Here is a 23,546-nt window from a genome sequence, read left to right on the forward strand (position 1 = left end):
GCGGCTCCGTCTATGTTTGTGAATGCATGAGAAGGAACATCGTACGCGGCCGGTGGCCGCGAAGGGTTGAGTAAAAAATGGCGATCCAGAATGGAAATGCCCATGCCGCAGATCTCGGGCTTCGATCCCTGGCTCTGTTCTTGCGCCTTCATGGCGTGAATGCCGAATCCGACCAGATCCGCTACCGTTGCGGGGAGAGTGAAATCGGCATCCGTGCGATGCTTCGCTGCGCCCGCGATTTCGGACTGAAGGTCGGTTCGCGCACGACACATTGGAAAGAGCTCGCAGGCATCAGCTTGCCCGGAATCGCAGCGCTGCGTGATGGCGGATTTCTGCTGCTCGGGAAGGTCGAGGACGATGCGGCGCTCGTGTTGCATCCGACCTCGACACGTCCGACGTTGATGCCGCGTGCGGAATTTGAAGAGATCTGGGACGGCCGCTTGATCCTGACCGGATCTCAAAGCCTCGCCGGTCGGGCGCATCATGCCTTTGCCGGTCTGATTGCGCTCGGGCGTGATGTGGTTGGCCGTGCCGGTGACGTCCTGACGCATGCCTTTTCCGCCCTTCGTCGCGATATGCCCGTCCATGAGCCGGTTCCTGAGCCTGCGGATGGCGATGAGTCTGGGCTCATCGCGGTGGCGATACTGCTGCGTTGCCATGGCATCGCGGCCGACCCGGAGCAGATTCGGCATCGCATGGGCACGTCTCGGGTCGGTGTGACCGAAATCCTGCGCAGTACGAGGGAGTTCGGGCTCAAGGCTCAAGCACAGCGGTCGGGCTGGAACAGGCTTGCCGTCACGCCGCTGCCGGCAATTGCCGTGCTGCGCGACGGCAGCTTCCTGATCCTGGGCAAGGTCATCGACGACAAGCTTCTTGTTCAACGCCCATTGTCTCCACGACCCGAATCCGTGACTCAGGCCGAACTCGAGGCCGTCTGGGACGGCGACATCATCCTGATGACCCGACGCGCCGCCCTGACGGATCTCTCCCGGCGATTCGATATCAGCTGGTTTCTCGGTGCGGTCCACAAGTATCGCCGTCTTCTCGGCGAAGTTCTGATCGCGTCTTTCTTCCTTCAGGTCTTTGCCCTCGTCGCGCCGTTGTTTTTCCAGGTCGTCATCGACAAGGTGCTCGTGCATCGAAGCATCAGCACGCTCGATGTTCTGGTCGCGGGCCTCGTTGCGTTGACGTTGTTCGAGACTGTTCTCGGCACGTTGCGCGTCTATCTCTTCGCGCACACGACGAACCGCATCGACGTAGAGCTCGGCGCTCGATTGTTTCGTCACCTGATGGCGTTGCCGATCGCATACTTCCAGACACGCCGTGTTGGCGATTCGGTCGCACGCGTTCGCGAGCTCGAGAACATCCGCCAGTTCCTGACGAGCTCGGCGCTCACACTCGTCGTCGATCTCCTGTTCACCGTCGTCTTCCTTGCGGTGATGTTCTACTATTCGACGCCGTTGACGCTGATCGTTCTGGCCTCGTTCCCCTTCTACATCGGAATTTCCGCCAGCGCCGCGCCGCTGTTTCGCCGACGCCTCGATGAGAAGTTCAATCGCGGCTCGGAGAACCAGGCCTTCCTGGTCGAGAGCGTCACGGGCATCGAGACGCTGAAGGCGATGGCGGTCGAACCGCAGATGCAACGCCGCTGGGAAGAGCAACTCGCCGGCTATGTAGGTGCGAGCTTCCGCGTGCTCAGCCTGAACAATACGGCGAGCCAAGCGGTTCAGATGATCAACAAGCTGGTCACCGTCGCAACGCTCTACTTCGGCGCCAGGCTCGTGATCGGCGGTGACCTGACCGTCGGCGAACTGGTCGCGTTCAATATGCTGGCGGCGCGGGTGAGCATGCCGGTACTTCGGCTCGCGCAGATCTGGCAGGATTTCCATCAGGCCCGTTTGTCGGTCGATCGTCTGGGCGACATCCTCAACACCATGCCGGAGCCAAGCTTCAGTTCGGCCCGCGCCGCGCTGCCGGCGATCCGCGGCAAGGTCACATTCGAGCACGTAACCTTCCGCTACCGCGTCGACGGCCCCGAAGTGCTGCACGATGTGTCCTTCGGCGTCGAGCCCGGCCAGGTCGTCGGTATCGTTGGCTCTTCGGGCTCGGGCAAGAGCACCATCGGCAAGTTGATCCAGCGTCTCTACGTGCCGGAGAGCGGACGCGTGCTGGTCGACGGCGTTGACCTCGCGACGGTCGACCTGACCTGGCTTCGGCGCCAGATCGGCGTGGTTTTGCAGGAGAACGTGCTCTTCAATTGCTCGATCCGCGAGAACATTGCGCTCGCCGACCCGGCCATGCCCATGGAGCGCGTCATCGAGGCGGCGGCGCTCGCCGGCGCTCACGACTTCATCCTGGAGCTCCCCGAGGGCTACGACACCATCGTGGGTGAACGCGGAAGCAGTTTATCCGGCGGGCAGCGCCAGCGTGTCGCGATCGCTCGCGCACTCATTACCAACCCCCGCATCCTTATCCTCGACGAGGCGACCAGCGCGCTCGATTACGAAAGCGAGCGCGCCATCCAGCAGAACATGAAACGGATTGCCGCCGGTCGGACTGTATTCGTCATCGCTCATCGGCTCTCGACCGTGCGCAATGCGAACCGGATCGTCACTCTCGAGCATGGCCGCATCGTCGAGGACGGAAGCCATGATGAGCTGATCCGCTCGAATGGGCGTTACGCAAACCTTCATTATCTGCAGGCCGGTATCCATGACGTCCGCTAGCCGAAATGTCGTTCCGTTTCCGAGAGCCGAGATTCGACGGCGTGAGCACGAGATCGCATTTCTGCCCGCGGCGCTCGAGATCACCGAATCGCCGCCATCGCCGATCGGTCGCGCGATCGGGGCGAGCATCATCGCAGTCTTTTGCGTCGCGCTGTTGTGGGCATCATTCGGCAGCGTCGATATCGTCGCCACTGCGACGGGCAAGATCGTGCCTGGTGGCCGTACAAAGCTGATCCAGCCGTTCGAGACGGGTGTTGTCCGCGCCATCCACGTCCGAGACGGACAGAGCGTCAAAGCCGGCGACGTTCTGATCGAGCTTGACCCAACGATGACGGAGGCCGATCAGGAGCGCCAGAGAAGCGATCTCGTCGCAGCCGAACTCGACGTTGCGCGGCTGCGCGCAGCGCTCAGCGACGATCCGCTTGGCGCTTTCCGATCACCGCCGGGCGCAAGTGCCGCGGAGATCGAGATGCATCGCCAGTTTCTGATCAGCCAGCGCGCTGAGCAGAGCGCCAAGCTCGCCGAGATCGAGCGCCAGCAAGGTCAGAAGGAAGCGGAGAGGGCGACCACGTCGGCGAGCGCGGCGAAGCTCCAGGCGACGATACCGGTGCTCCAGGAGCGAGTCGACATTCGCAAGAATCTCGTCGACAAGGCCTTGGCCTCGAAGGTTGTCTATCTCTCCGAGTATCAGGAGCTGGTCGGCCTTCAGCAGGATCTGGTGCTCCAGCAGAGCCGGCTCCGCGAAGCCGACGCTGCCATCGCCTTGTTGAAGGAAACGAAAGAAAGGACCGCCGCGGAGTATCGGCGTGCCACCTATGACGCACTCGCGAAAGCTGAGCAGAAGGCAGCGAGCGCCGCGCAGGAAGTGGTCAAGGCGGACCGGCGCACGAAGCTTCAGCATTTGACCGCGCCGGTCAACGGCGTCGTGCAACAGCTCGCGGTTCACACGGTGGGAGGTGTGGTGACGCCGGCACAGGCGCTGGCCATCGTGGTTCCAAGTGAGAGTCAGCTTGAGATCGAGGCCATGCTGTCCAATCGCGACATCGGCTTCGTGCATCCCGGACAGAAGGCGGAGATCAAGATCGATACGTTCAACTTCACGCGCTATGGGCTCCTGCATGGGGACGTACTCAGCGTGTCGACCGACGCGATCACGCGGGACAGGCAGGGCGGATCGAACGACCGCGCGCCCGGCACGGCGCAAGGCAGCAGCGAGCCGAAAGGCCAGGAGCTAGAGTATGCGGCGCGCATTTCACTCGACCGCACGCACATGCAGGTGGAGGATAAGCTCGTCAAGCTCGGTCCCGGCATGGCGGTGACGGTCGAGATCAAGACGGGCACGCGCAGGATCATCAGCTACCTTCTCTCGCCGCTGGCGAGATACAAGCAGGAGGCGCTGCGGGAGCGATAAAGGGCCGGCTCCCGCAGCCTGTGCGCTCCGCGTCGTCAGCCCGAGGAGCGTATCCGCGCGATCTCGAGTACCATTCATGCCGGAGCAGCGGGGAACACGCTGCCGGCGCCTAGACGTCGCGAAGCCGACGAAAGGGTCGCGGCTTAAGCCTTTACTCCGCATGACCGTTTGCGCGACGGCAGTTCGTTTCCGAGCCCCTGCGTCTACTTGTAGAACCGTACCGCGGCGGGATTCCCCCGGTCCACGCCCTGGCGGAGTAAGCCGTCGATAGGGGGTGCCACGACGGGAACTAGTGGAGCCGGCTCCATTTCGGAGATCGCCTCGATAGGCTTCGCGATCCCTCTGCCCGCATCGACTGCTGAGGGGGCGCGACCGTTTGCCGGCCGTACCAGCGACCCATGGTTCATCCCCCAGATGGCCGCTTGTGTCCGGTTCTGGACCCGGATCTTGCGCAGGATCGCCTTGACGTGAACTTTCACGGTGGCCTCGGCGATATTGATCTTTCTGGCGACGCACTTGTTGGAATCACCCTCGATAAGGCAGGATAGAATTGCCTTTTCTCGCGGAGAGAGCTGCGGAAGGATCGCGTCCTCTGCAGCGGCGAGGATGGCTTGTTCGCATTCGCTTGGCTCCGCCGTTTCGCGTGCGCGATTGGAATCAAGGGCGAATGACAGGAATGCAGGCGGGAAGACGGTCTCGCCCATCGTCACGAGCTCGACGGATTTGATGAATGCGTCGCACGAATTAACGTTCACGAAGTAGCCGTTCGCCCCTGCTCGAAATGCGGAGGCAAGGTCGACTGGCCGATAATTGTCGGACACGATCGCGATGCGCGCGTCCGGGTACCGATCTTTCACAAATCCGATTTGTTCTATCGCCACGCTGAAGCCATCGCCGGTATGGACGATGAGGAACATCAGTTTCTCTACTTGAAGTGAGCTTGGCAATTCCTCTGGGCGAGAGACCGATATCGGGATGCGAAAAGTCGCCGCGTGCAAAATTCTGGCAATTCCTTCTCGAATTAAAACGCTCTTTCCGATAAGAACTACCTCATGAGATTGATGCCTCCTCATTTGGTCCTCCAGCCAACGCAATGACACAACAGAAACGCAAATCAATTAAGTCTGGCGAGGGATGACCAGCCATTGTTGATGGTTGGCCGTTCTAGCTTCTAGCTATCTTGAGTTACTCCGAGCCTTCCCGAACGCCATCGGCAAATCCACCGATCTTGTATTCTTTAGGCTTTTAATAATGTTAGTTGAATTCCCAATCGCCTATATGCCGTTCGTTATAGACGCGGGGGTAGGTCCAGGCCGAAGAGCCTCGCGGAACTCGTTTCGTGCGCCGTCTCTGGGTGACGCGGCGCGTTGGCGAGCTTGAACCTGTCTGGAATTGAACTGCGCGTTAGGCGCCGTCCCTGCATCTTAGTCGGGGGCGGTTGTCTGCGGACCAATTTGATGGAATGCAGCTAACAAGAAATGACGGGAATTTGTGCGACGATGCGGTGAATTGCTTCACGGCGCTCTCTTAGACCAAACCTAAGATGTGGCGCGATCGAGCGCGCGCAATTCGAATAGGGAATTTGGTCATGGCTATTGCACAACACTCAGCACCTATGCCGTCCTTGGTTCGCAGTTACGACGGCGTGACTATTTTGGGCTACATGGCGTTCGCCGTAGTGATGCCTGCCGCAATCGACTTTGCCTCGTGAGGTCCAGGCTTCGCTGATGCTGATCTGTCAGCTATGACTTCCTTGTTCCTCTCGAGGCACGCCAGTCTATCTAACTGACCGGCTAAACCCCGCAAGGTTCGGGCGATGTTTTTGAGGACGGCGGCGCGATCCTCAGAAGGGGTAACCTCACGGAAAAGTGTAGAGTAGTGGTCAGCAGCTTCTTGGCACTGTGTGATGCTTATCATCCATTGCCTCTGATGTCGTTCCGGCCACCGACATTCTTGTCATGCATGGCAGACCAGATCTGAGCAAAATTGCTCACCTTTGGGCAGCCTCACTGTTTGCATCGCGTCTGTCGTTTTCCTTCTGAAGACCGTTGTTTTCGAGATGGCCGTCAAGGCGAACTGATCTTCACTAATCCCGAAGGTGGGGCATTCTCTGAAAACGCGATGCTCGCGGTACTTGATCGTCTCGGTTAAGGCTCGCTGCCAAATAACGGGCAACAGCCTACGCCAACGGCTGGCTAGCGGCGTTTAGTTCGTCGCGAAGACGCCGAACGTCCTGTTCGTGGATGGCCTGCGTATCCCTCAGCGTACCTAAAATCTTGAGGGCGTCCGTGGCGTCGTGGCCGCGCTGATGTAGGCCCGTAACCAGCGTCTCTTGGCGAGCGACAAGGCGCCTTCCTTCGGCGGCGTGCCGTTCGGCTTGGGCAAGGTGCTTCTGGATCGTGGCCAGGTCCATCGGCTAACAACGCCAGTGGGCTGGAAGCGGTTCGGCGGGGCTGTGCAGAGCTTCTCCGTGGCCATGTTGATGATGCCGGGGCCAAGTGGCATTGCCGAGTCCTAGGGCAAGGTTTTTGCATGTTGCAGGTGAAGCCAAAACGGAACATCGCCGGCCATAGCGGCGGTTGGCTTGGCCGGTAGTCATACTGGCGCGGAAGAGATTTAGTGCTGTGCCCACGTTGCGCAATTGCGCCGTGGTTCATCTCGGGGCCATTGCAGACTGGTCGCGAGACGGTTTGAGGCATTCCAGCGCATATTGGGGCGAAAAGCCGGGGCGACCTGCTCTGATGTTGCGTCGCAACATGCCGTCGTCTCGGAAGATATTTGAACTGATCCTGCCTATATGGGTTAGAAATAGGAGCAGGTTTGGCGCGTTAAGATTGGGGGGCCTCGGCGGAGGAGTGCCCAATGCGACGTAGCAGCGTAGTCATTGCACACCGGCATCCGATCGTCTTGGTGGGCCTGAGTATCGTGCTCGATGCCCTGGCCGATTTTGAAATCGTTGCATCTTGTAAGAACGCTGCAAGCTGCGTCGAAGCGATTCGTAACTTCGCTCCCGATATCGCGATCGTCGATCCCGCAATGACCGAGTTCGCCGCACTAATGGTTCTTTCGACCCCTACTTCAGAAAATCGTTCGTTGGAAAGTCGTTCGACACATGTGGTCTTTCTTGGCTCAAGTGAAGATTGCGCCATGGTGCTGGAAGCCGCACCCGCAACCTGCAGCATTGTCCTGAAGGACACGGAGCCTGAGGCGCTGGTTGAGTTCTTGCGGCGCATCGCTAATGGCCACAGCTTGTTGCCACCGACGTCGTCCGATCCCGTGGCACCGCAGGGAATGGGGACGAATGCGGAACACATGCTGGCAACCCTCACGTACCGCGAGCGTCAAATCGTGCATCTGGTCTCGAGAGGATTGTCGAACAAGGAAATCGGGCGGCGGTTGAACATTGCCGATGGCACTATCAAACAGCATCTTCACAACATCTTTCAGAAGCTTGAAATCAGCAATCGGACGGTGCTCGCGGCCATTGCCATCTTGCAACATGATCGTACGACCACCTCCGGGGAGAAGGCGCCGCATGCCGGATTGAATCCGACGAGTGACGAGCGCTGGGAGTCGTAACTTTGGGTCAGCATCGGCGCGGCCAGTGATGTAAGCATGTTGTCACGGCGACGCCCCGGCAGCACAGCGGATCAGCTTGAACGAACAGCCTTGAGGGCTGGAGACTGATTTCAAGCGCTGCTTGACTGGCGGTTAATGTCCGGGAAGCTAAATGGGGTAGTCCGTCGGGACTTGCGGCTGATCCGAAATCGCAGCCCAGGTAGCGGGAGGGAAGTGTAATCATTCGTCATCTGCAGCTCTGGGTCGATCGCGATTTGTCCGTTGTCAGGTAAAGCGAAGTCGCGGGCAACAGATCGGCTCCAGATGCGATCGCAGAGGTGTAGCGGTGTGCTGACTGGATATCGGTACATCGGGAGCGGCGGCCCTGGCCCTTCCTGCCCTGCCCCCAGCGGTCAGGGCCGCTTCTCTGTAGTCGGCCTGCCAAGAGAACTGAAATTCTTGGGTTGAGCTGAAAGCGAGTGCGCGGATTGGCGGTTCCGCGATTTCAACCTTCGCGGAGGCGGAGAAGGCCTGCAACATGATGCTTGAGCATCCGAAGGGGCTGTCGCCGAAATGACGTGTCCAGCCTGCGGTCAGGCTAGGTCGACATTCGAGTAATTTAGCCAAGAGGAGAGGTCACCCGCGACGGGGATCCGATTCTCAGCGGTCAGGCAGTGCTACCGGCGTCGACCGTCACCACGGTGCCGGTGATGTTCCGGCCGCCTTCGCCGAGAAGATATTCGACCACGGAAGCGACGTCGTCGGCTTCGGGGTGGTGGCGCAATGCGCTGCGGCTAGCGATGCGTCGGCGGCCTTTTTCGTCCAAGGACCTGGTCAACTCCGTGTCGACGAAGCCGGGCGCGATCGCGTTCACGGTGATGCCGACCCTACCGACTTCTCGGGCCAGCGAATGGGTGAAGCCGGCAATGGCGGCCTTGGACGCGGCGTACACGGACAGGCCGCTGTAACCCGTCGAGGCGACAATAGAGGAAATGTTGACGATCCGCCCGGCGCCGTTGGCCATCATATGGCGTGCCACGTATTTAGTCAGGATGATCGGCGACAGTACGTTTAGGCGAATCAAGGCCTCAATTTCGGAATTGTGCATGGTGGCCAGCAGCCCATCGGTACCGATTCCGGCGTTGTTGACGAGGCCGTAGATCGCGCCGAATTCGTCGCGCACTGATTTTGCGAAGACCGGAATCGTTTCGGTGAGCCCAAGGTCGCAGGCGCGGAAATGCAGTCGCCGTTGTGCTTCGCCGGCTGCAGCCGCAAGCTGTCCGCTCTCGCGGCGCGCCACCGCGACCACATTGTAGTCGCCGCATGCGGCGAGCCTGCGCGCAATGGCAAGACCGATACCGCGGCTGCCGCCGGTGACGATGACGTTACGCATCGGCGCGCGCCAGTTTCCCGGCTGCCGTGACGTCGAGTCGCTCGACGAAGCGGATCACCGCAGGCACCTTCCATGCAGCCAGGCAATCTTTGCAGCGGCCGAGAATCTCCGTGCGAATCGTCTCGTGGCGCTCGGCATCGGTGCCGTTGGCGAGAATGACGTCGGCGACCACAATGGCGCCGGTGATCGGGCTCCTGCGCGATCGCGCGCGCGACATCTGGACGGAGGCATGCCGGTTGATCACGGCTTCCACCTCCTCCGGATGCACCTTCAGCCCGCCGATGTTGATGATGCCGCCTCGCCGGCCCACGAAATGGTATCGTTCGCCGCGCAGTTCGACCATATCGCCGGTATCGACGAAGCCCTCGGTGTCGGCGAGCGGCGGAGCATCGGTGCCGACATAGGAGCGCGCGGTGCGCCGGGAACGGATCCGCAGTGAGCCGTCGACCACCTTCATCTCAACGCCGGTGTGACTCTGCCCGATCAGGTGGGCAGGAAAACCCTCGCGCCCATCGTCCACGCTGAAAACGACGCCCGCCTCGGTCGAGGCATAGGCATGCCCGATAGACGCACGCGGAAATGCCCCGGCCAGGCCGTCCAGCACTGCCTGGTCAGCGATTTCGCCCGACAGACGGACATAGTCCGGCGAGAAATTGGCGGACGCGCCGCTCATCAGGAGCTTGCGCCAGTGCGATGGCGTCCCTGAGATGTGGGTGACGCCGCCCGCGCGCAGCCGCGCCACATGGGCAGCGACGGCTTCCCCTGGCTCCGAAAGCACCATCGATCCGCCGCCGATCACGGCTCGCAGGAAAATTTGCAGGCCGCCGTAGCGGCGGATGTCGTAGAACGTCGCCCAGGTTGCGTTCCGGTTGCGCGCGGGCCCCTCGGCGATGATCGCGCCAGCGAGCCCATCAAGCGTATGCCGGACAATCTTCGGCAGCCCAGATGTCCCCGAGGTCAGCATCAGCCACTCGGTCGCGCGATCGACCTCCGATCCCATGGCCGGCCGCTCAGGCAGGTCGACGCCGATAACGATGTACTTGCCAGCACTACTTCGATGTAACGGCCGATCGGTGACGATGGTGTCGATATCGGCCTGCTCGAGCAGGACTTGCAGGCGATCCCAATCGAGGTCGGGCGGGCATAGAAGCAGGCGGCGGGCGATGCCGTCTAGCTCGATCATTGCGAGTGCGGACAGCAACTGTCCAGACGTCGCAAGCAGCACGGAGCGGCCGGACAGATCGCAGGATCTACCGGTCAAGCAGCTGTATTGGATTATGTCGGTCAACGATACAGTGTGCCGGGCATCAGAAATCGTGCGGTCCTTCAGCTCCGGGCCGAGATACTCGCGCAACGCGACGATGTCAGGCTGGGACATTCTCGTAGGCTCTGACAAACTCGCCGAGGGTTGACGGGAAGGCTGCGTCCTCGGCGACAGTGAATGGATCGACACCGACTTCGTCCTCGAGCCGCGCAACCAGGATTGCGAATGCCAGCGAATCGAACCCGGTTTCGTTCAGAGACAGATCGTCCTCAAGCGGCGGAAGCGTGACCTTTTGTTCCTCGGCGATCTGCTTCATCGCAGAGAAAATCTTCGACTTGACCGACATGATACACCTCACATTTCGGCTTTCCGAGCCGATGTTAGAGCCTGATTTCGCCCGCAACGATGCGCGCGTAGACCGCCCGGTCGATCGAACGATAGTCGCCGGTCACCGGATCGCGCAGGAACAGCGGATCGTCTACCACCGAAGGATCAAATCCCTCGCGGATCAGCCGCTGATTATTCTGCTTAAAAGTGTCGGTCGCCTCGAGCGCCCGGCACAATCTGACGAATGCCGGAACTGCATAGCGCGGAAGCCGATACAAAAGGTGTTCGCTGAATATCCCGAAATCGAATCCTCCGTCGACCACCAGGGCCGCCATGCCGACTCGGCCATCGGCCCCGGAAACGGCAACCCCATAGGTCGAGGCGTCCAGAACGCCGGGGCAGTCCCTTATTGCGTCGTTCACTTCGCTGGTCGCGACGTTCTCGCCCTTCCAGCGGAAGGTGTCGCCGACGCGGTCGACGAAGTGCAAGTAGCCCTGCTCGTCGCGCAGCATCAGATCACCGGTGCGGAACCACGCGTCGCCCTCGGCGAAGACGTCACGCAGAATCTTCTTCTCGGTCTCCTCGGGATCCGTGTAGCCTTCGAAAGGCCGGCCGTCACGATCGCCATCACCGATACGTCCAACGGCCTCGCCGATCTCGCCAGGTGCGCAGGCGATGCAGAGCCCTGCGACGCTCCGGACCGGGCTGCTGCTGTCGGCATCGATCTTGACGATCGAGGCGGGAAAGCGATGTGCCAGAACCGGCGGGATCCGGCCGATCGCACCGGGTTTTCCTTCGACGTTGTACAGCGAGAAATTGCCTTCCGTTGCGGCATAGAATTCGAGGATTTGCGGAATCGCGAACCGGCTGGCGAACATCTCCCAGATGTCGCCCCGCAATCCGTTGCCGACAGCCAGCCGCAGCCCGTGTCGCGCCTTTTGTTCAGACGCCGGCGCCTTCAGCAAATAGCGGCAGAGCTCGCCAATATATTGGAAAACAGTACAGTTGAAACGTTCGATGTCGTCCCAAAAGCTGCCTGCGGAAAACTTCTCCGCAATCACGACCGATCCGCCCGCGTAGAGCATGCTGCAGGGGGCAGCGACGCCGCCCACGGAATGATGGAGCGGCAGGCAATCGTAGAGACGATCGTCGGTGGACGCGTCCGTAAGTCCGGCAAACCACGCGCCCCAGGTGAGAATGCGGCGATGACTGACGTTCGCGGCCTTCGGTAGCCCCGTGGTGCCCGAGGTGTAGATAAGGAGTGCGCGTCCATCGATCGTGACGTCGCCACGTTCGGTGGAGGACAGCGGACTTGGCTCGAAGGCGGCGAGCGCCGCATCCAGATCGTTGCTTGGGTCGCCGGTGCCGAGGGGCGAAGTCTGCGGCACGCGGTGCAGGTGCGGACGTGCGCTCTCGAACGCATCCACGCAATCGGCAGCGAGGATGAGGTGATCCGCGTGCGCTACGTCGATGCAATGGGCGAGGGACCGGCCGACCAGCCTGGTATTGATCAGTGCCACTGTCCCGCCGACGCTGCTGATGCCGAGCCAGCAGGCGAGGTAGTCCGGCCGGTTCGGCATCATCAGACAGACGGTGCGGCCCGCATGAAGGCCGAGGCTCCGCGCCCAGCGCGCATACCGGTTGATCCGGGCGGTGAGTTCTCCATACGTGAAAGATTGGCCGTCCGAGAGCAAAGCGGGTCGCCTTGGCTGATGCTGTGCCCATTCTTCCACGACGTCGGCGAACAACCGATGCGGATGGGCGTCGACCCGCGCCGTTAGTGCGATGGCTTGCAGCCAGGTCCTGGCGGCGGAGCGTCGGCGCCGCGGAGCGCCGCGTCTGGTGGTCCGCTGCATCACAGCTGCCTTCACGACCGTATCGACGCCCGTGCTCGCCTGCTCGCTGGGCGGCGAGGTTGGAGCCCTAACGACCTCGCAATCCTTGTCGATGCCGCTCGCCAGGTTGTCGAAGCGGAATCTCCGTTCATCCGGCGTCATCCCGACCCGGGTCCGAGTTGGTTGAGGATCATTCGCTCCATCGCCTTCACCGATTGGAAATTTTCGGGCGTGATTTCGAGTTGGGGAAGGATGAGATCAAATTCCGCTTCAATCTTGAGCATTAGCTCGACCATGCCCATCGAGCTCAACCCGATATCCACCAGCCGGGACTCCGGGTGGACATCGGCGGTGATCGCGTTCTGCCGGATGACGTTCCTGACGACGGATAGAACACGGTCCTGAACGTTGACGACAAAGTCGTGCATTTCACTGGCCCCCTCACCGCAGCCGGGCGTGATCACAATCGGGACGACGATACCCAACTACTCCTCGGGCCAATAGCTCTGCTTCGGAGGTACCTCGCCCGGGAGTGGTAGCTCCTTGACACCCACTTCTGCGCCAACGACGCAGCAAGGGAAGTGGGCTAGCTGTGAATTTTGAGCGGAATCCATCTCGACCGGGCACGCGTCGTCCAACCATGACAACGATGAAATAGGAGGCTTTGGCCCATGAGTGTGCAGGAGGTCCAGTTCCGCAACATCGCCACGGGCATCGGCCGAATAGCATTCTCTCCCGACGGCCCCTCGTTCCGGCAGCGGGCAGCGGTTGTCGCGGAGGTCGCTGCGGCGGAAGCCGAGGCGGTCGATCGTGAGGCACGCTTCCCACGGAAGGCGATCGACGCGGCGCGCAAGGAGAGACTCCTGGGCGCTCAGATCCCGATCGAGTTCGGTGGAGGCGGAGCGTCTATCTCCGAGGTGGCCGATATGTGCTACGCACTCGGCCGCGCCTGCGCCTCGGCCGGGATGATCTTCGCGATGCATCAGACCAAGGTCGCATGCCTGGTCCGCCACGGAGCGGGCAGCGGCTGGCACGAAAGTCTCATGCGTCGCGTGGCTGCCGAGCAGCTGCTGCTGGCATCTTCGACCACGGAAGGCCAGAACGGCGGGAACATACGCTTCAGTTCGGCCGCAGTGGAGAGCGCTGGCACCGAGATTTCTCTGGTGCGCGACGCGACGGTGATTTCGTACGGAGCCGAGGCCGACGGCATCATCACCATCGCCCGTCGCTCCGACTCCGCTGCCGGATCCGATCAGGTGCTACTGGCCATCACCCGTGACGAATATACGCTGGAGCCCACTCTCGCGTGGGAGACGCTTGGCATGCGTGGGACCTGCAGCGCCGGGTTCAGGCTGAATTTCAGGGGCGCTGCGGACCAGATATTCCCCGTGGCATACGAAAAGATCCATGCGCAGACGATGACGCCCGTCGCCCACCTGTGCTGGTCCTCGGTATGGGCGGGGATCGCGGCAGCTGCGGTGGATCGGGCGCAGCTCTTCATCCGCAAGGCCGCGCGTGGGTCGGGCGGCAATATGCCTCCCGGCGCGGCGCACTTCACCGCCGCCAAAATGACGCTGACGAAACTGCGCGCCATCATCGCCGCGAATCTCCAGTTCTATGAAGTTCGCGAACGGGACGAGCGCGCGCTGTCGTCCGTCGACTTCCAGTCCTCGATCAATCTTCTCAAGGTGGAAGCCTCCGAACTCGCGGTGGCAGCCGTCATGCACGCGATGCGCGCCTGCGGCCTGTCCGGTTATCGCAACGACACCGATGTAAGTATCGGCCGCCACCTGCGCGACGTGCTTTCCGCTCCGATCATGATCAACAACGATCGCATCCTCGCCAGCATCGGTACCTCCACGCTGATGAGCACCGTTCCGGACTCTCTATACGATTGACTTTCTCTCAAAAGGAATAGGCCTGATGAACGTGGCCATTGTTAAAGAACCGGCTGACTCCACTCTGTCTCCGGCCGATCCGTTGGACCATCTCGCCGATGCGCTGTTCCACGAGATGGGCTCTCCCGGCGTCTATGGCCGCACGGCGCTCTATGAGGACGTCGTGGAGCGAATTGCGGCGGTGATCTCACGGAATCGCGAACTGAACACTGAGGTGATGCGCTTCCCGCCGGTCATGAGCCGCGCCCAGCTTGAGAGGTCGGGCTATCTGAAGAGCTTTCCCAACCTCCTCGGTTGCGTCTGTGGCTTGCACGGCACGGAAAGCGAGATCGACGCGGCGGTCAGCCGCTTCGATGCCGGCTTTGACTGGACCGCGTCGTTATCGCCGGCCGATCTTGTTCTGTCGCCGGCCGCCTGCTATCCGGTCTATCCGATCGCGGCGAGCCGAGGTCCCGTGCCGGCAGGCGGTTGGAGCTTCGATGTGGCCGCCGAGTGCTTCCGTCGCGAGCCCTCGCGCCACCTCGACCGGCTGCAGTCCTTCAGGATGCGCGAATTCGTCTGCATCGGTAGCGCCGATCACGTCTCGGCGTTTCGGGAGCGCTGGATCATACGCGCCCAGAAGATCGCCCGAGATCTCGGGCTAACCTTCAGGGTCGACTATGCCAACGACCCGTTCTTCGGCCGGGTCGGTCAGATGATGGCGGTGAGCCAAAAGCAGCAGTCGCTGAAGTTCGAACTGCTGGTGCCTCTTCGCTCCGAGGAGCGGCCGACCGCCTGCATGAGCTTCAACTACCACCGGGATCATTTCGGCACTGCCTGGGGCCTCGTCGATGCTGCCTCCGAGCCGGCCCACACCGCCTGCGTGGCATTCGGGATGGACCGTCTCGCCGTCGCCATGTTCCACACCCACGGCAATGACGTCACCTTGTGGCCGAGCGCAGTGCGGAATCTGCTGGGCTTCGCGCAGACCGATCGCCGGGCGCCGTCAGTATTAGAGGGGGTCCGATGCGCCAAGGAAGTCGGGAGCTAGCCCGGGATCGAAGAGCCGAAGGCCAGCCTCCATGAAGAGAGAGACTCTCGCCGTCCACGGCGGCTTCGAAAGCGATCCCGCAACGAAAGCCGTTGCTGTGCCGATCTACCAGACGGCCTCGTACGCATTCGACAGCGCCGACCATGGAGCCGCGCTCTTCAACCTTGAAGTGGACGGCTTCCGCTATACCCGGATCGGCAATCCAACCAACGCGGTGCTGGAGAAGCGCGTCGCCGCCCTGGAAGGAGGCATCGAGGCGCTCAGCGTGGCCTGTGGTCAGGCCGCGGTGAACTATGCGGTGGTCAACATCACGGAGATGGGCAGCAACATCGTCTCGGTTCCGCAGCTCTACGGCACGACGCATACGCTGTTCGCATACATCCTGCCGAGGCAGGGCATCACGGTCCGGTTTTCGGAAGACGACCGGTCGGCGAGCGTCGAAAAACTGATCGACGATGATACGCGGGCGGTGTTCTGTGAGAGCGTCGGAAATCCGGCCGGAAACGTCTGCGACATCGAAGCAATGGCCGACGTCGCGCACAGGCACGGCGTTCCGCTGATCGTCGACAACACGGTGCCGACACCGATCCTGCTCAGGCCGATCGAATACGGCGCAGACATCGTGGTGGAGTCGCTCACGAAATTCATGGGCGGGCATGGGACCACGCTCGGTGGAATTATCGTCGACAGCGGCAGGTTCCCGTGGGCGGAGCATCGCCGGCGCTTCCCGATGATGAATGAGCCGGAGAAATCGTACCACGGGCTGGTCTTTACCGAGCGCTACGGGGCCGCCGCTTACATTGCCCGTTGCCGTGCCGTCTCCCAGAGGACCACCGGCGCCGTCCTGGCGCCGATGAACGCGTTTCTGCTACTCCAGGGCATTGAGACCGTCGCGCTCCGGATCGAGCGGCACGTCGAGAATGGCGAAAAGGTCGCACAGTTCTTGCGCAATGACCGCCGTGTCGGGTGGGTGAATTATGCGGGCTTTCACGGCGGCCCCTATTACGAGTTGATGCAGAAGTATCTAGGTGGTCGGGCGTGTTCGCTGCTGACTTTTGGCGTGGCTGGAGGCTTCGAGGCGGGCAAGCGGTTCTACGACGCGCTGAAGCTCTGTAAGCGGCTGGTCAATATTGGCGACGCGAAAACGCTCGCCTGCCATCCCGCATCGACAACGCACCGGCAGATGTCGCCCGAAGAACAGGACAAAGCCGGCGTGCGGCCCGAGATGATCAGACTGAGCGTCGGAATCGAGCACATCGACGACATCGTCGCGGATCTCGATCAGGCTCTCTGTGCCGCGAATTGATGTTTCGTAAAGCATGAAGGCATTCGGATGACTGTCCTAATCGACATAGATTCGTACGAGCACCACCTCTTCTCGAGAGTATCGAACAGAGGTGCTTGTGCGATGGCGTCACCCGGAAATCGGGTGGATTGCCTCGACATCGGGCTCATCAACAACATGTCGGATGCTGCCTTGATGTCGACCGAGCGCCAGATCTTCGACCTGCTCGATGCGGCGGCCGGACGACTTAGCGTCAGGCTGCATTTCTATACGATGGAGGCGACTCCCCGTTCCGAATGGGGACGCGACTACGTGCGTCGATACTATCGCGGCATCGACGATCTGCTGAAAGGAAGCCTGGATGGAGTGATCGTGACCGGTGCCGAGCCGAGAGCTGCCAGTCTGACGGAAGAGCCATATTGGACCACCTTCGCCGAGATCGTCGACTGGGCCAGGGAGAATACCGTGTCGTCGGTGTTTTCCTGTCTGGCCGTCCATGGGGCCGTCCTGCATATGGACGGCATTGCGCGCCACAAGCTGCCTACCAAATGCTTCGGCGTCTTCGCTCAAACAAAGACGAGACATCATCCCTTGATGCACGATGTGCCGAGGACCTTCCGAATACCGCACGCCCGGTGGAACGAGGTGCAGGAGGAGGATCTCTCGAACTGCGGATATTCGGTTCTCACTTGGTCGGCGGAGGCTGGGGTCGACTGCTTCGTCAAGCAGCAGAAGAAGAGCCTTTTCGTCCATTTCCAGGGCCATCCGGAATACGAAACCCGGACCCTATTGGGCGAATACAGGAGAGATATGGGACGCTTCCTCCGCGGAGAGAATGAAGTGTGTCCGACGATACCGAGGGGTTATTTGGACGAGGAAGCGAAAGAGATGCTGATCGCTTTTCGACAGAAAGCCCTTTCCGGCAGACGCCCGGAGCTTTTCGCCGACTTTCCAGCCGATCAGACGGCGAAGGATCTGAGCAACGTCTGGCATCAGCCAGCCAAGCGCATATACCGCAACTGGTTGCTGTACATGGTGTCGCAGCGAGCTGGACGCACAAAGCCGCTGGGGGCGCGAGAAGCTGTTCTCTCCGCAACCGGGATTCCGGCGCGTCGTCATGGACGCAAGTTGGTCGTCGCTCGATCTGCTCATCTGGCGCGCTCGCCAAACCTGATGACCAGAAAGAAGCTGGGATATTATGAGTGAGAGTTCGGGCCATGATCCGATGCCGCGAGATAGGAGCAGCCGATCTTGACGCCATCGCCGATCTTCTGACACGCGGATTTCCGATCCGCTCGCGCAACTACTGGATCGACGGACTCCGGCGCCTGTCTGTGCGGGAGACGCCCGACAATTTCCCGCGCTTCGGCTACATGCTCGAGCATGACCGCAGGCCCGTCGGCGCTCTGCTGTTGATCCACACCGCACGGAATGATGACGGCTGTGCCTCCATTCGCTGCAATCTCTCCAGCTGGTACCTGGAACCTGCTTTTCGCAGCTATGCGCCGATGCTGACCAAGGTCGCGCAGCGCAACAAGGACGTCACCTACGTCAATATCAGTCCGGCGCAATGGACCTGGCGCGCCATCGAAGCGCAGGGATTCCGGCGCTATTGCGGCGGGTTATTTTTCTCTTTTCCGGCGGTGTCGCGTCCGGTCAAGGCTATGCGCGTCGAAGTCGTCGGGCCGGACGCACAGACGGTCGACGGCTTGTCCGAAGCCGACGGCGCGCTGCTAGCACGTCACGCAGCTTACGGCTGCCTCAGCCTGGTATGCCGCGCCGCCGATGGCCCCGCCTTTCCGTTTGTCCTGCAGCCGATGCGCGTCGGTCGCATCAGGCTGCCGGCGATGCAGATGATCTATTGCCCCGATGTGGCCGATTATGTCGCGTGCGCCGGCGCTATCGGCCGCTTCTTGCTGCGGCGCGGCAGGATATCGATTGCACTCGACGCCAACGGCCCCGTAGTTGCCCTCGTCGGCATCTACAGGAAGCAAATCGGCTGCAAATACTTCAAGGGTCCTCATTGCCCCCGGCTTGCCGATCTATCGGATTCCGAACTGGTGATTTACGGACCATAGTTCAGTCGTCCCAAATTGGAGATTCGTCATGGATCCCGGCAACAGCTCCGTCAGTCATTCGCGGACACTGAAATTCTTCCGGGCCAGTGGCACGAGGGTAACGTGCCGATCTTGGGGCCACGCACCCATGGGCTCTGGCTCCCCTCGATCGCGTTCGATGGCGCGCGCGCCTTCGAAGGCGTTCGACCTTGATCGTCATTGCGCCCGCGTCAATCAATCCGCGGTCAACTTCGGGCTCAAAGTCGTCGATCTCGGCACGTGGCTCGGACTGTCGCGTGAAGGCATCGCTCGTTTCCCAGTCGATGCCGAACCGTACATTTGCCCGATGTACTGGCCGCAGAACGGCGTTGCGGAAAGTGCGCTGAGCCGAGGCAACTCGTACACGCCTCAGTATGACTGAATGAGCCAATCCCATTGATGTTGCCATCGAGAATCGGATGCGCAACTGGCGCATCCTGCGGGGACGTCATCCTGCAGGATGCGGCGTTCAGAGCCGGAAATGGCGGCCGTCAGCGGCAGACATAAGCCCCGTTGACCAGCACGCGGACGCATGCCGTGCCGACCGCGGCCGCGCCGACGGCCGCACCGCCAACCACCGCGCGCCTGGTCGTGCGGCGTGCAACGCCGGCCACCGACACTGGCGTGAGGGGCCGTCCGACGCGTGCCTGGGCCTCGCCCAGCGATAGCGAAAGGCCTTCGTCAGCTGACCAGCCAAGCGAACCAGATACTCCGAGGGCGATCACGGCAACAGCGAGTAGGAGCTTTCCGAGCATGCCACGCTTCATGATGGTCTCCATTCTGTGAGAGTGAATTTGGATCGATCCATGGACTGGTGCTCCGACCATTGATCAAGGTCAAGGAACTCGGAGAAATGTCCCAAGCGGTCGGTGACAGGCTCCGAGGCGGCATGGCGCTACTCGATCTGCGCTTCATCATCTCTGTCGTTTGGTCCGTTGGCCCGTGTTGCGCCGCGACAAATTTGCCGAATGCGAAGCAAAATCTGGCAACGACACCACTTCTCAATTCGTGCTCATCATGAAGCGTCTCGTCCGCCAGGCGTGACCAGCTTCTTGCCTCGGCCATCCACGCGGATCGGTTTTCCGGATCCCGGCTCGCAAGCTGCCGGCAAAGTGCTGCGCGCGAACTCAGCTCGAACTGACTCATCATCGGCCCTCCCTGCCAGAAGCTCGATGTACACCACGAGAGTCCTACGCTGCGAGCCGCGCCCGTCCAATTGCTCTCGTGGTCATTGTACCAAAGTGCATGTCACCGGAGCTGACCAAGCTGTGCAGCGTCGCGCGAGGCAACGTCGCTAAAACCCGATTCGTTGATCTGGCTCAAGCGAAGCCGGGCGGCAATGCGATGAACATCAGCCTGCTGAAGCATGCGTGCGCGAATGCCCCGCAAGCCTCGGCAAGTGCTTCGCCAGGGATACGCCGCGGCAGATGCAACGGCGGTTCGATTTAGGCAACCACGCCCATGCAGGTTGCGTTGTTTCGCCAATGTTGCCGCCGCCGGCCGTTGCTTTCCGGACGAAAAACCGCGGCAATGATGGCGCCGACAATGCCCGTCTCGTCATACCTGGTCTATGTCGGCGGTGCGTTGCTGGCGCTGCTCTTCATTGCGGATGCCTTTCTTCTGGATCGGCCCGCCATGCGCGGCGGGCCCGGTGCTTCGGTCGCCATCCGCATCCATTCCAATTTGAAATTGCCGGAGCGAGTCGTTCTCGACACCAGCCAGCCCACGATCGTGCCGACGGACATCGCGAAGGCGGAGCTTGCTGCCCCGCCCGGCGCCGACTCCCGAGAGATACGCGCGCAGGAGGCATTTGCCCAGCTTCGACCGCTCGATGCAGAACGACTGCAATCGCGTCAGTCGACAAAGCCTGAAGCGAAGCCGCAGCGTCAAAGCAAAATTGCAAGAAGGCACATCGAAAGACGCATCCGGCTCGTTGCGCGACCGCCGCAATTTGGCTGGTTCGGGTCCCAGTTGTGGTGAGCATGGCCGGTCCGATCGCTGGGTCTGAGCGGCCATGGCAACGACGCTGATCGCTGACGACGATCAATGCACGTCGAGCAATTGACGACTGAAACGTCCTCGAGATCGGGAGATCGCAGACATGCGTGAAACTTCAAGGTGTGAACCAGTCGCTCGCCGAGAGGCTCTTTCGCTGCCGGGATTGGCCGCGGCGCTCGGATTGGCGCCATCCGGCGCGTTCCTGTTCGGAATACAAGCGCTGGCGCAGACGGTCGGCATGGAACGACGCCAAGAGAGACGGGGAAGCACGTCATGAGCGGCGCACGAGACGCACCGAGCGTCGCGAAGAGCGGCGCAACCAGGACGACGACATGATCTCACCGGTCATTTTGGGTCGACAGATATCCGCTTGATCGCGATACGGGAGCTGGCGGATGCCGCAGATCTGGTACGTTACCTTCGAAGTGCACAGGCGTGGGACCTTGCCGAAGCGGCGAAGTCCCCGGGAGACCCGCACATTCGAGAACGAAGAAGAAGCGCGGGCTTTTGCGCGAGAGAAGTTCAATGAAGGATTGATCGTGTTCGCAGGCACGCTCAATCCCTCTTTGCCGCGACGGCTGATCCCCTCGAGCGACATCCCGTCCTGGATCGAGCAAGACGAGGAGGTCTCCGGGGCCAAGCGCGACCTGGAAAGATAGTCGACGCAATCGCATCCGATCCTTGCCTGTCACGAGAAGCGAACCCTGGCGGGCAGGCTGCTTTCCGTCATTCGGACCAAGTCATCAACGGTCAAGTCATCAGCGGACAGGTCGTTCGTGCCGGCCGGCGAGACAGATTAGGGTCGAGTTTCAGTGCCGAGTTCGAAAAGTCTTGAGTGTTGCCATTATGGCACGGGGAGATCGAACGCTCGCCCGTAGAGTTTCAGCCGGAAGTTGGGGGATGATTGCATTGCAACAACCCGCCGTTTCGAGCAATCAGAGACGGCCGGCAAGGAGAGCACACAATGAGAAGGCTTCTGCTGACAACCGTTGGTCTGGTGGCGCTGTGCGCGGGGGGGACCGCCATGGCTGCCGATATGGCCGTAAAGGCTCCGCCACCGGCACCGATTATTCCGATCTACAATTGGACCGGCTTCTATATCGGCGGCAATGGTGGCTGGGCGCAGAACCACAACTGCGTTGATTTCCTTGACGCGGCCGGCGTAGCCGTCGCTTCCGGCTGCCGCGATCGGTCCGGTGGCGTCATCGGTGGCCAGCTCGGTTATCGCTGGCAAGCCAGCCAGTGGGTGTTTGGTCTGGAAGCTCAAGGCGATTGGGCGGATCTCAGCAACCAGCGCGTCAGCCTGATCGATGCGACGCTGTCCACGCGCTCCAAGACCAGTGCCATCGGCCTCTTCACCGGCCAGATCGGTTACGCCTGGAATGCGTCGCTGCTCTATGTGAAGGGCGGCGCGGCGGTCACCGACAACCGCCTCAGCATTCTTGACACGCCCTCCGGCACCGAGCTGGTCGCGCAAAGCGCAACCCGCTGGGGTGGCGTCATTGGTGTTGGGTTCGAGTATGGCTTCACGCCGAACTGGTCGGTGGGTCTCGAATACGACCATTTGTTCATGGGACACCGGAATAATTCGTTCACGATCGCTGATCCGCGACTTGCCGCCTTTGTCAACGACCGGGTCACCCAGGACGTCGATATGGTCACCGTGCGCTTCAACTACCGCTTCGGTAGCTATGGCAACCCGGTCGTCGCGAGGTACTGAGCTCTCCCGGTCTGAGGTCTTCAGGGGGCCGGCAGCAGTGCCGGCCCTGATTTTTCCGGGGCTATCGCAGCAGGCCGATCAGCGCCTGCCAACGCGATCGACTGGACCGCCGCGATTGGCCGGAGTGCCGGGCCGCACTGCCTCGCGTGCAACTGCGCCCGCGACGGGTCTGGGCCGCAGCACGACGCCCGCCCGCGCGACACAGCTGGGTGGATAGTCGACATATTGGCAGTACACCACGGCATTGGCGCTTTCAGAACTCGCGAAGACGTATCCGATCATCACCAACGCGACGGCTAATCCGATTGATGGCTTCATTTCCGGCCTCCTCTGGATTGGAGCCGTAGTCGATGCCTGCGCTCTGCGTGCGAGTTGATCCAGATCAACGAAAGTGTAGCGCCCGCGCCAGCAAGACGCAGAGCGCAGAGTGACGGTAGCAAAAGCGCGTGCTCATTAAGTCCCGAGCCAGGATTCACCAGCCGGAGTAATAGCTCCGCCTCGCGTAGTAGCCGCCATAACCGCCATAACTGCCGTAGGCGCCATAAGCGCTGGGCGGACAATAATCGGAGCCGTATCCGCCGCCGTAATAGGAGTATCCTCCTCCGTAGTAGGGGCTTCCGCCATAGTAGCCGGAGCTTGCGATCGCGCCGCCGACGAGGGCGCCTGCTACGACGGCGCCGGCTCCCCATCCGCGATAGCCATAACCTCTATATCCATAACCTCTGTAGCCATATCCGGCGCTGCGATAACCCAGGCCACGATAACCCCATCCTCCTCCGCGGTAGCCTCCGCCCCATCCGCCGCGATAGCCCCAGCCGCCATAGCGTGCCTGCACGACATCGTTGTCGAGCACGGCTTTCATCGCGCCGACATGGGTCGGCAACGGCGCGGCTTGGCTTCCGGGTACAAAAATGAACGTGCCGGCGACAGTAAGAATCGTCGTAAATGCTGCCTTCGTGAACGTCATAACGTCCTCCGTCTGGGTTGAAATATCGACAGACCGGC

20 protein-coding genes and 1 pseudogene are annotated in these 23,546 nt (G+C 61.3%); 12 read left to right on the plus strand and 9 right to left on the minus strand.

What is annotated here, in order from left to right:
- The first annotated feature begins 77 nt into the window (after window positions 1-77).
- Together JQ572_RS21040 and JQ572_RS21045 are read left to right on the plus strand one after the other, a co-directional pair.
- Window positions 78-2,726 (plus strand): type I secretion system permease/ATPase, encoded by a 2,649-nt coding sequence (locus tag JQ572_RS21040; protein ID WP_211384716.1) that lies wholly within the window; start codon window positions 78-80, stop codon window positions 2,724-2,726.
- Complete coding sequence (locus JQ572_RS21045) at window positions 2,713-4,137, plus strand: HlyD family type I secretion periplasmic adaptor subunit (RefSeq protein WP_211384717.1); 1,425 nt, start codon at window positions 2,713-2,715, stop codon at window positions 4,135-4,137. The genes JQ572_RS21040 and JQ572_RS21045 overlap by 14 nt, the downstream gene beginning before the upstream one ends.
- Window positions 4,138-4,340: 203 nt before the next feature.
- Here the strand turns inward: JQ572_RS21045 and JQ572_RS21050 are convergent, their stop codons facing one another.
- Window positions 4,341-5,054, minus strand: a complete 714-nt coding sequence (locus JQ572_RS21050) for a LuxR C-terminal-related transcriptional regulator (RefSeq protein ID WP_249129144.1) — start codon at window positions 5,052-5,054, stop codon at window positions 4,341-4,343.
- Between the two features lie 1,945 nt (window positions 5,055-6,999).
- On the opposite strand from JQ572_RS21050, the gene JQ572_RS21055 reads away from it, so the two are divergent.
- Window positions 7,000-7,716, plus strand: a complete 717-nt coding sequence (locus JQ572_RS21055) for a LuxR C-terminal-related transcriptional regulator (RefSeq protein ID WP_211384719.1) — start codon at window positions 7,000-7,002, stop codon at window positions 7,714-7,716.
- A 646-nt stretch (window positions 7,717-8,362) separates the two neighbouring features.
- Here the strand turns inward: JQ572_RS21055 and JQ572_RS21060 are convergent.
- The 5 genes from JQ572_RS21060 to JQ572_RS21080 form a co-directional block, all read right to left on the minus strand.
- Window positions 8,363-9,088 (minus strand): SDR family NAD(P)-dependent oxidoreductase, encoded by a 726-nt coding sequence (locus JQ572_RS21060; RefSeq protein WP_211384720.1) that lies wholly within the window; start codon window positions 9,086-9,088, stop codon window positions 8,363-8,365.
- On the minus strand, window positions 9,081-10,466 hold the full coding sequence (locus tag JQ572_RS21065) for an AMP-binding protein (protein ID WP_211384721.1): 1,386 nt from the start codon (window positions 10,464-10,466) through the stop codon (window positions 9,081-9,083). The genes JQ572_RS21060 and JQ572_RS21065 overlap by 8 nt, the downstream gene beginning before the upstream one ends.
- Complete coding sequence (locus JQ572_RS21070) at window positions 10,453-10,698, minus strand: acyl carrier protein (protein ID WP_211384722.1); 246 nt, start codon at window positions 10,696-10,698, stop codon at window positions 10,453-10,455. The genes JQ572_RS21065 and JQ572_RS21070 overlap by 14 nt, the downstream gene beginning before the upstream one ends.
- A gap of 34 nt (window positions 10,699-10,732) precedes the next feature.
- Window positions 10,733-12,535 (minus strand): long-chain-acyl-CoA synthetase, encoded by a 1,803-nt coding sequence (locus JQ572_RS21075; protein WP_211384821.1) that lies wholly within the window; start codon window positions 12,533-12,535, stop codon window positions 10,733-10,735.
- A gap of 137 nt (window positions 12,536-12,672) precedes the next feature.
- Window positions 12,673-12,942: a phosphopantetheine-binding protein gene (locus JQ572_RS21080; protein ID WP_211384822.1), complete on the minus strand. Its 270-nt coding sequence runs from the start codon at window positions 12,940-12,942 to the stop codon at window positions 12,673-12,675.
- Between the two features lie 243 nt (window positions 12,943-13,185).
- Between JQ572_RS21080 and JQ572_RS21085 the strand changes: the two genes are divergently transcribed.
- From JQ572_RS21085 to JQ572_RS21110, 6 genes and pseudogenes are all read left to right on the plus strand, one after another.
- The gene (locus tag JQ572_RS21085) at window positions 13,186-14,412 is read left to right on the plus strand and encodes an acyl-CoA dehydrogenase family protein (RefSeq protein ID WP_211384723.1); all 1,227 of its coding nucleotides are present in this window, start codon (window positions 13,186-13,188) and stop codon (window positions 14,410-14,412) included.
- A gap of 25 nt (window positions 14,413-14,437) precedes the next feature.
- Entirely contained in the window at window positions 14,438-15,442 is a 1,005-nt protein-coding gene (locus JQ572_RS21090) for an amino acid--[acyl-carrier-protein] ligase (protein WP_211384724.1), read from the plus strand.
- Window positions 15,443-15,473: 31 nt separating this feature from the next.
- Window positions 15,474-16,748 (plus strand): O-acetylhomoserine aminocarboxypropyltransferase/cysteine synthase family protein, encoded by a 1,275-nt coding sequence (locus tag JQ572_RS21095; RefSeq protein ID WP_211384725.1) that lies wholly within the window; start codon window positions 15,474-15,476, stop codon window positions 16,746-16,748.
- 27 nt (window positions 16,749-16,775) lie between these two features.
- Window positions 16,776-17,933, plus strand: a complete 1,158-nt coding sequence (gene metA, locus JQ572_RS21100) for a homoserine O-succinyltransferase MetA (RefSeq protein WP_211384726.1) — start codon at window positions 16,776-16,778, stop codon at window positions 17,931-17,933.
- A gap of 11 nt (window positions 17,934-17,944) precedes the next feature.
- Entirely contained in the window at window positions 17,945-18,805 is an 861-nt protein-coding gene (locus tag JQ572_RS21105) for an acyl-CoA acyltransferase (protein ID WP_211384727.1), read from the plus strand.
- 28 nt (window positions 18,806-18,833) lie between these two features.
- Window positions 18,834-19,169, plus strand: a pseudogene (locus tag JQ572_RS21110) (aminotransferase class IV); the annotation flags it as partial.
- Window positions 19,170-19,314: 145 nt separating this feature from the next.
- Here JQ572_RS21110 and JQ572_RS21115 read toward each other — a convergent pair.
- Complete coding sequence (locus JQ572_RS21115) at window positions 19,315-19,590, minus strand: hypothetical protein (RefSeq protein WP_211384728.1); 276 nt, start codon at window positions 19,588-19,590, stop codon at window positions 19,315-19,317.
- A 694-nt stretch (window positions 19,591-20,284) separates the two neighbouring features.
- Between JQ572_RS21115 and JQ572_RS21120 the strand changes: the two genes are divergently transcribed.
- The 3 genes from JQ572_RS21120 (at window position 20,285) to JQ572_RS21130 (ending at window position 22,541) form a co-directional block, all read left to right on the plus strand.
- Window positions 20,285-20,803, plus strand: a complete 519-nt coding sequence (locus JQ572_RS21120; protein WP_249129145.1) for a hypothetical protein — start codon at window positions 20,285-20,287, stop codon at window positions 20,801-20,803.
- A 413-nt stretch (window positions 20,804-21,216) separates the two neighbouring features.
- Window positions 21,217-21,480 carry a hypothetical protein gene (locus tag JQ572_RS21125; RefSeq protein WP_211384729.1) on the plus strand — a complete coding sequence of 88 codons (264 nt, stop codon included), beginning with the start codon at window positions 21,217-21,219 and terminating at the stop codon, window positions 21,478-21,480.
- Between the two features lie 305 nt (window positions 21,481-21,785).
- Window positions 21,786-22,541 (plus strand): outer membrane protein, encoded by a 756-nt coding sequence (locus JQ572_RS21130; protein ID WP_211384730.1) that lies wholly within the window; start codon window positions 21,786-21,788, stop codon window positions 22,539-22,541.
- Between the two features lie 78 nt (window positions 22,542-22,619).
- On the opposite strand, the gene JQ572_RS21135 is transcribed toward JQ572_RS21130, so the two are convergent.
- Together JQ572_RS21135 and JQ572_RS21140 are read right to left on the minus strand one after the other, a co-directional pair.
- On the minus strand, window positions 22,620-22,859 hold the full coding sequence (locus tag JQ572_RS21135) for a hypothetical protein (protein ID WP_211384731.1): 240 nt from the start codon (window positions 22,857-22,859) through the stop codon (window positions 22,620-22,622).
- Between the two features lie 154 nt (window positions 22,860-23,013).
- Window positions 23,014-23,508, minus strand: coding sequence for a hypothetical protein (locus tag JQ572_RS21140; RefSeq protein ID WP_211384732.1), 495 nt, complete (start codon window positions 23,506-23,508; stop codon window positions 23,014-23,016).
- Between the last annotated feature and the right edge of the window lie 38 nt (window positions 23,509-23,546).

Source organism: Bradyrhizobium sp. SZCCT0153 (genome assembly GCF_018129995.1).
GTDB classification, from domain to species: domain Bacteria; phylum Pseudomonadota; class Alphaproteobacteria; order Rhizobiales; family Xanthobacteraceae; genus Bradyrhizobium; species Bradyrhizobium japonicum_G.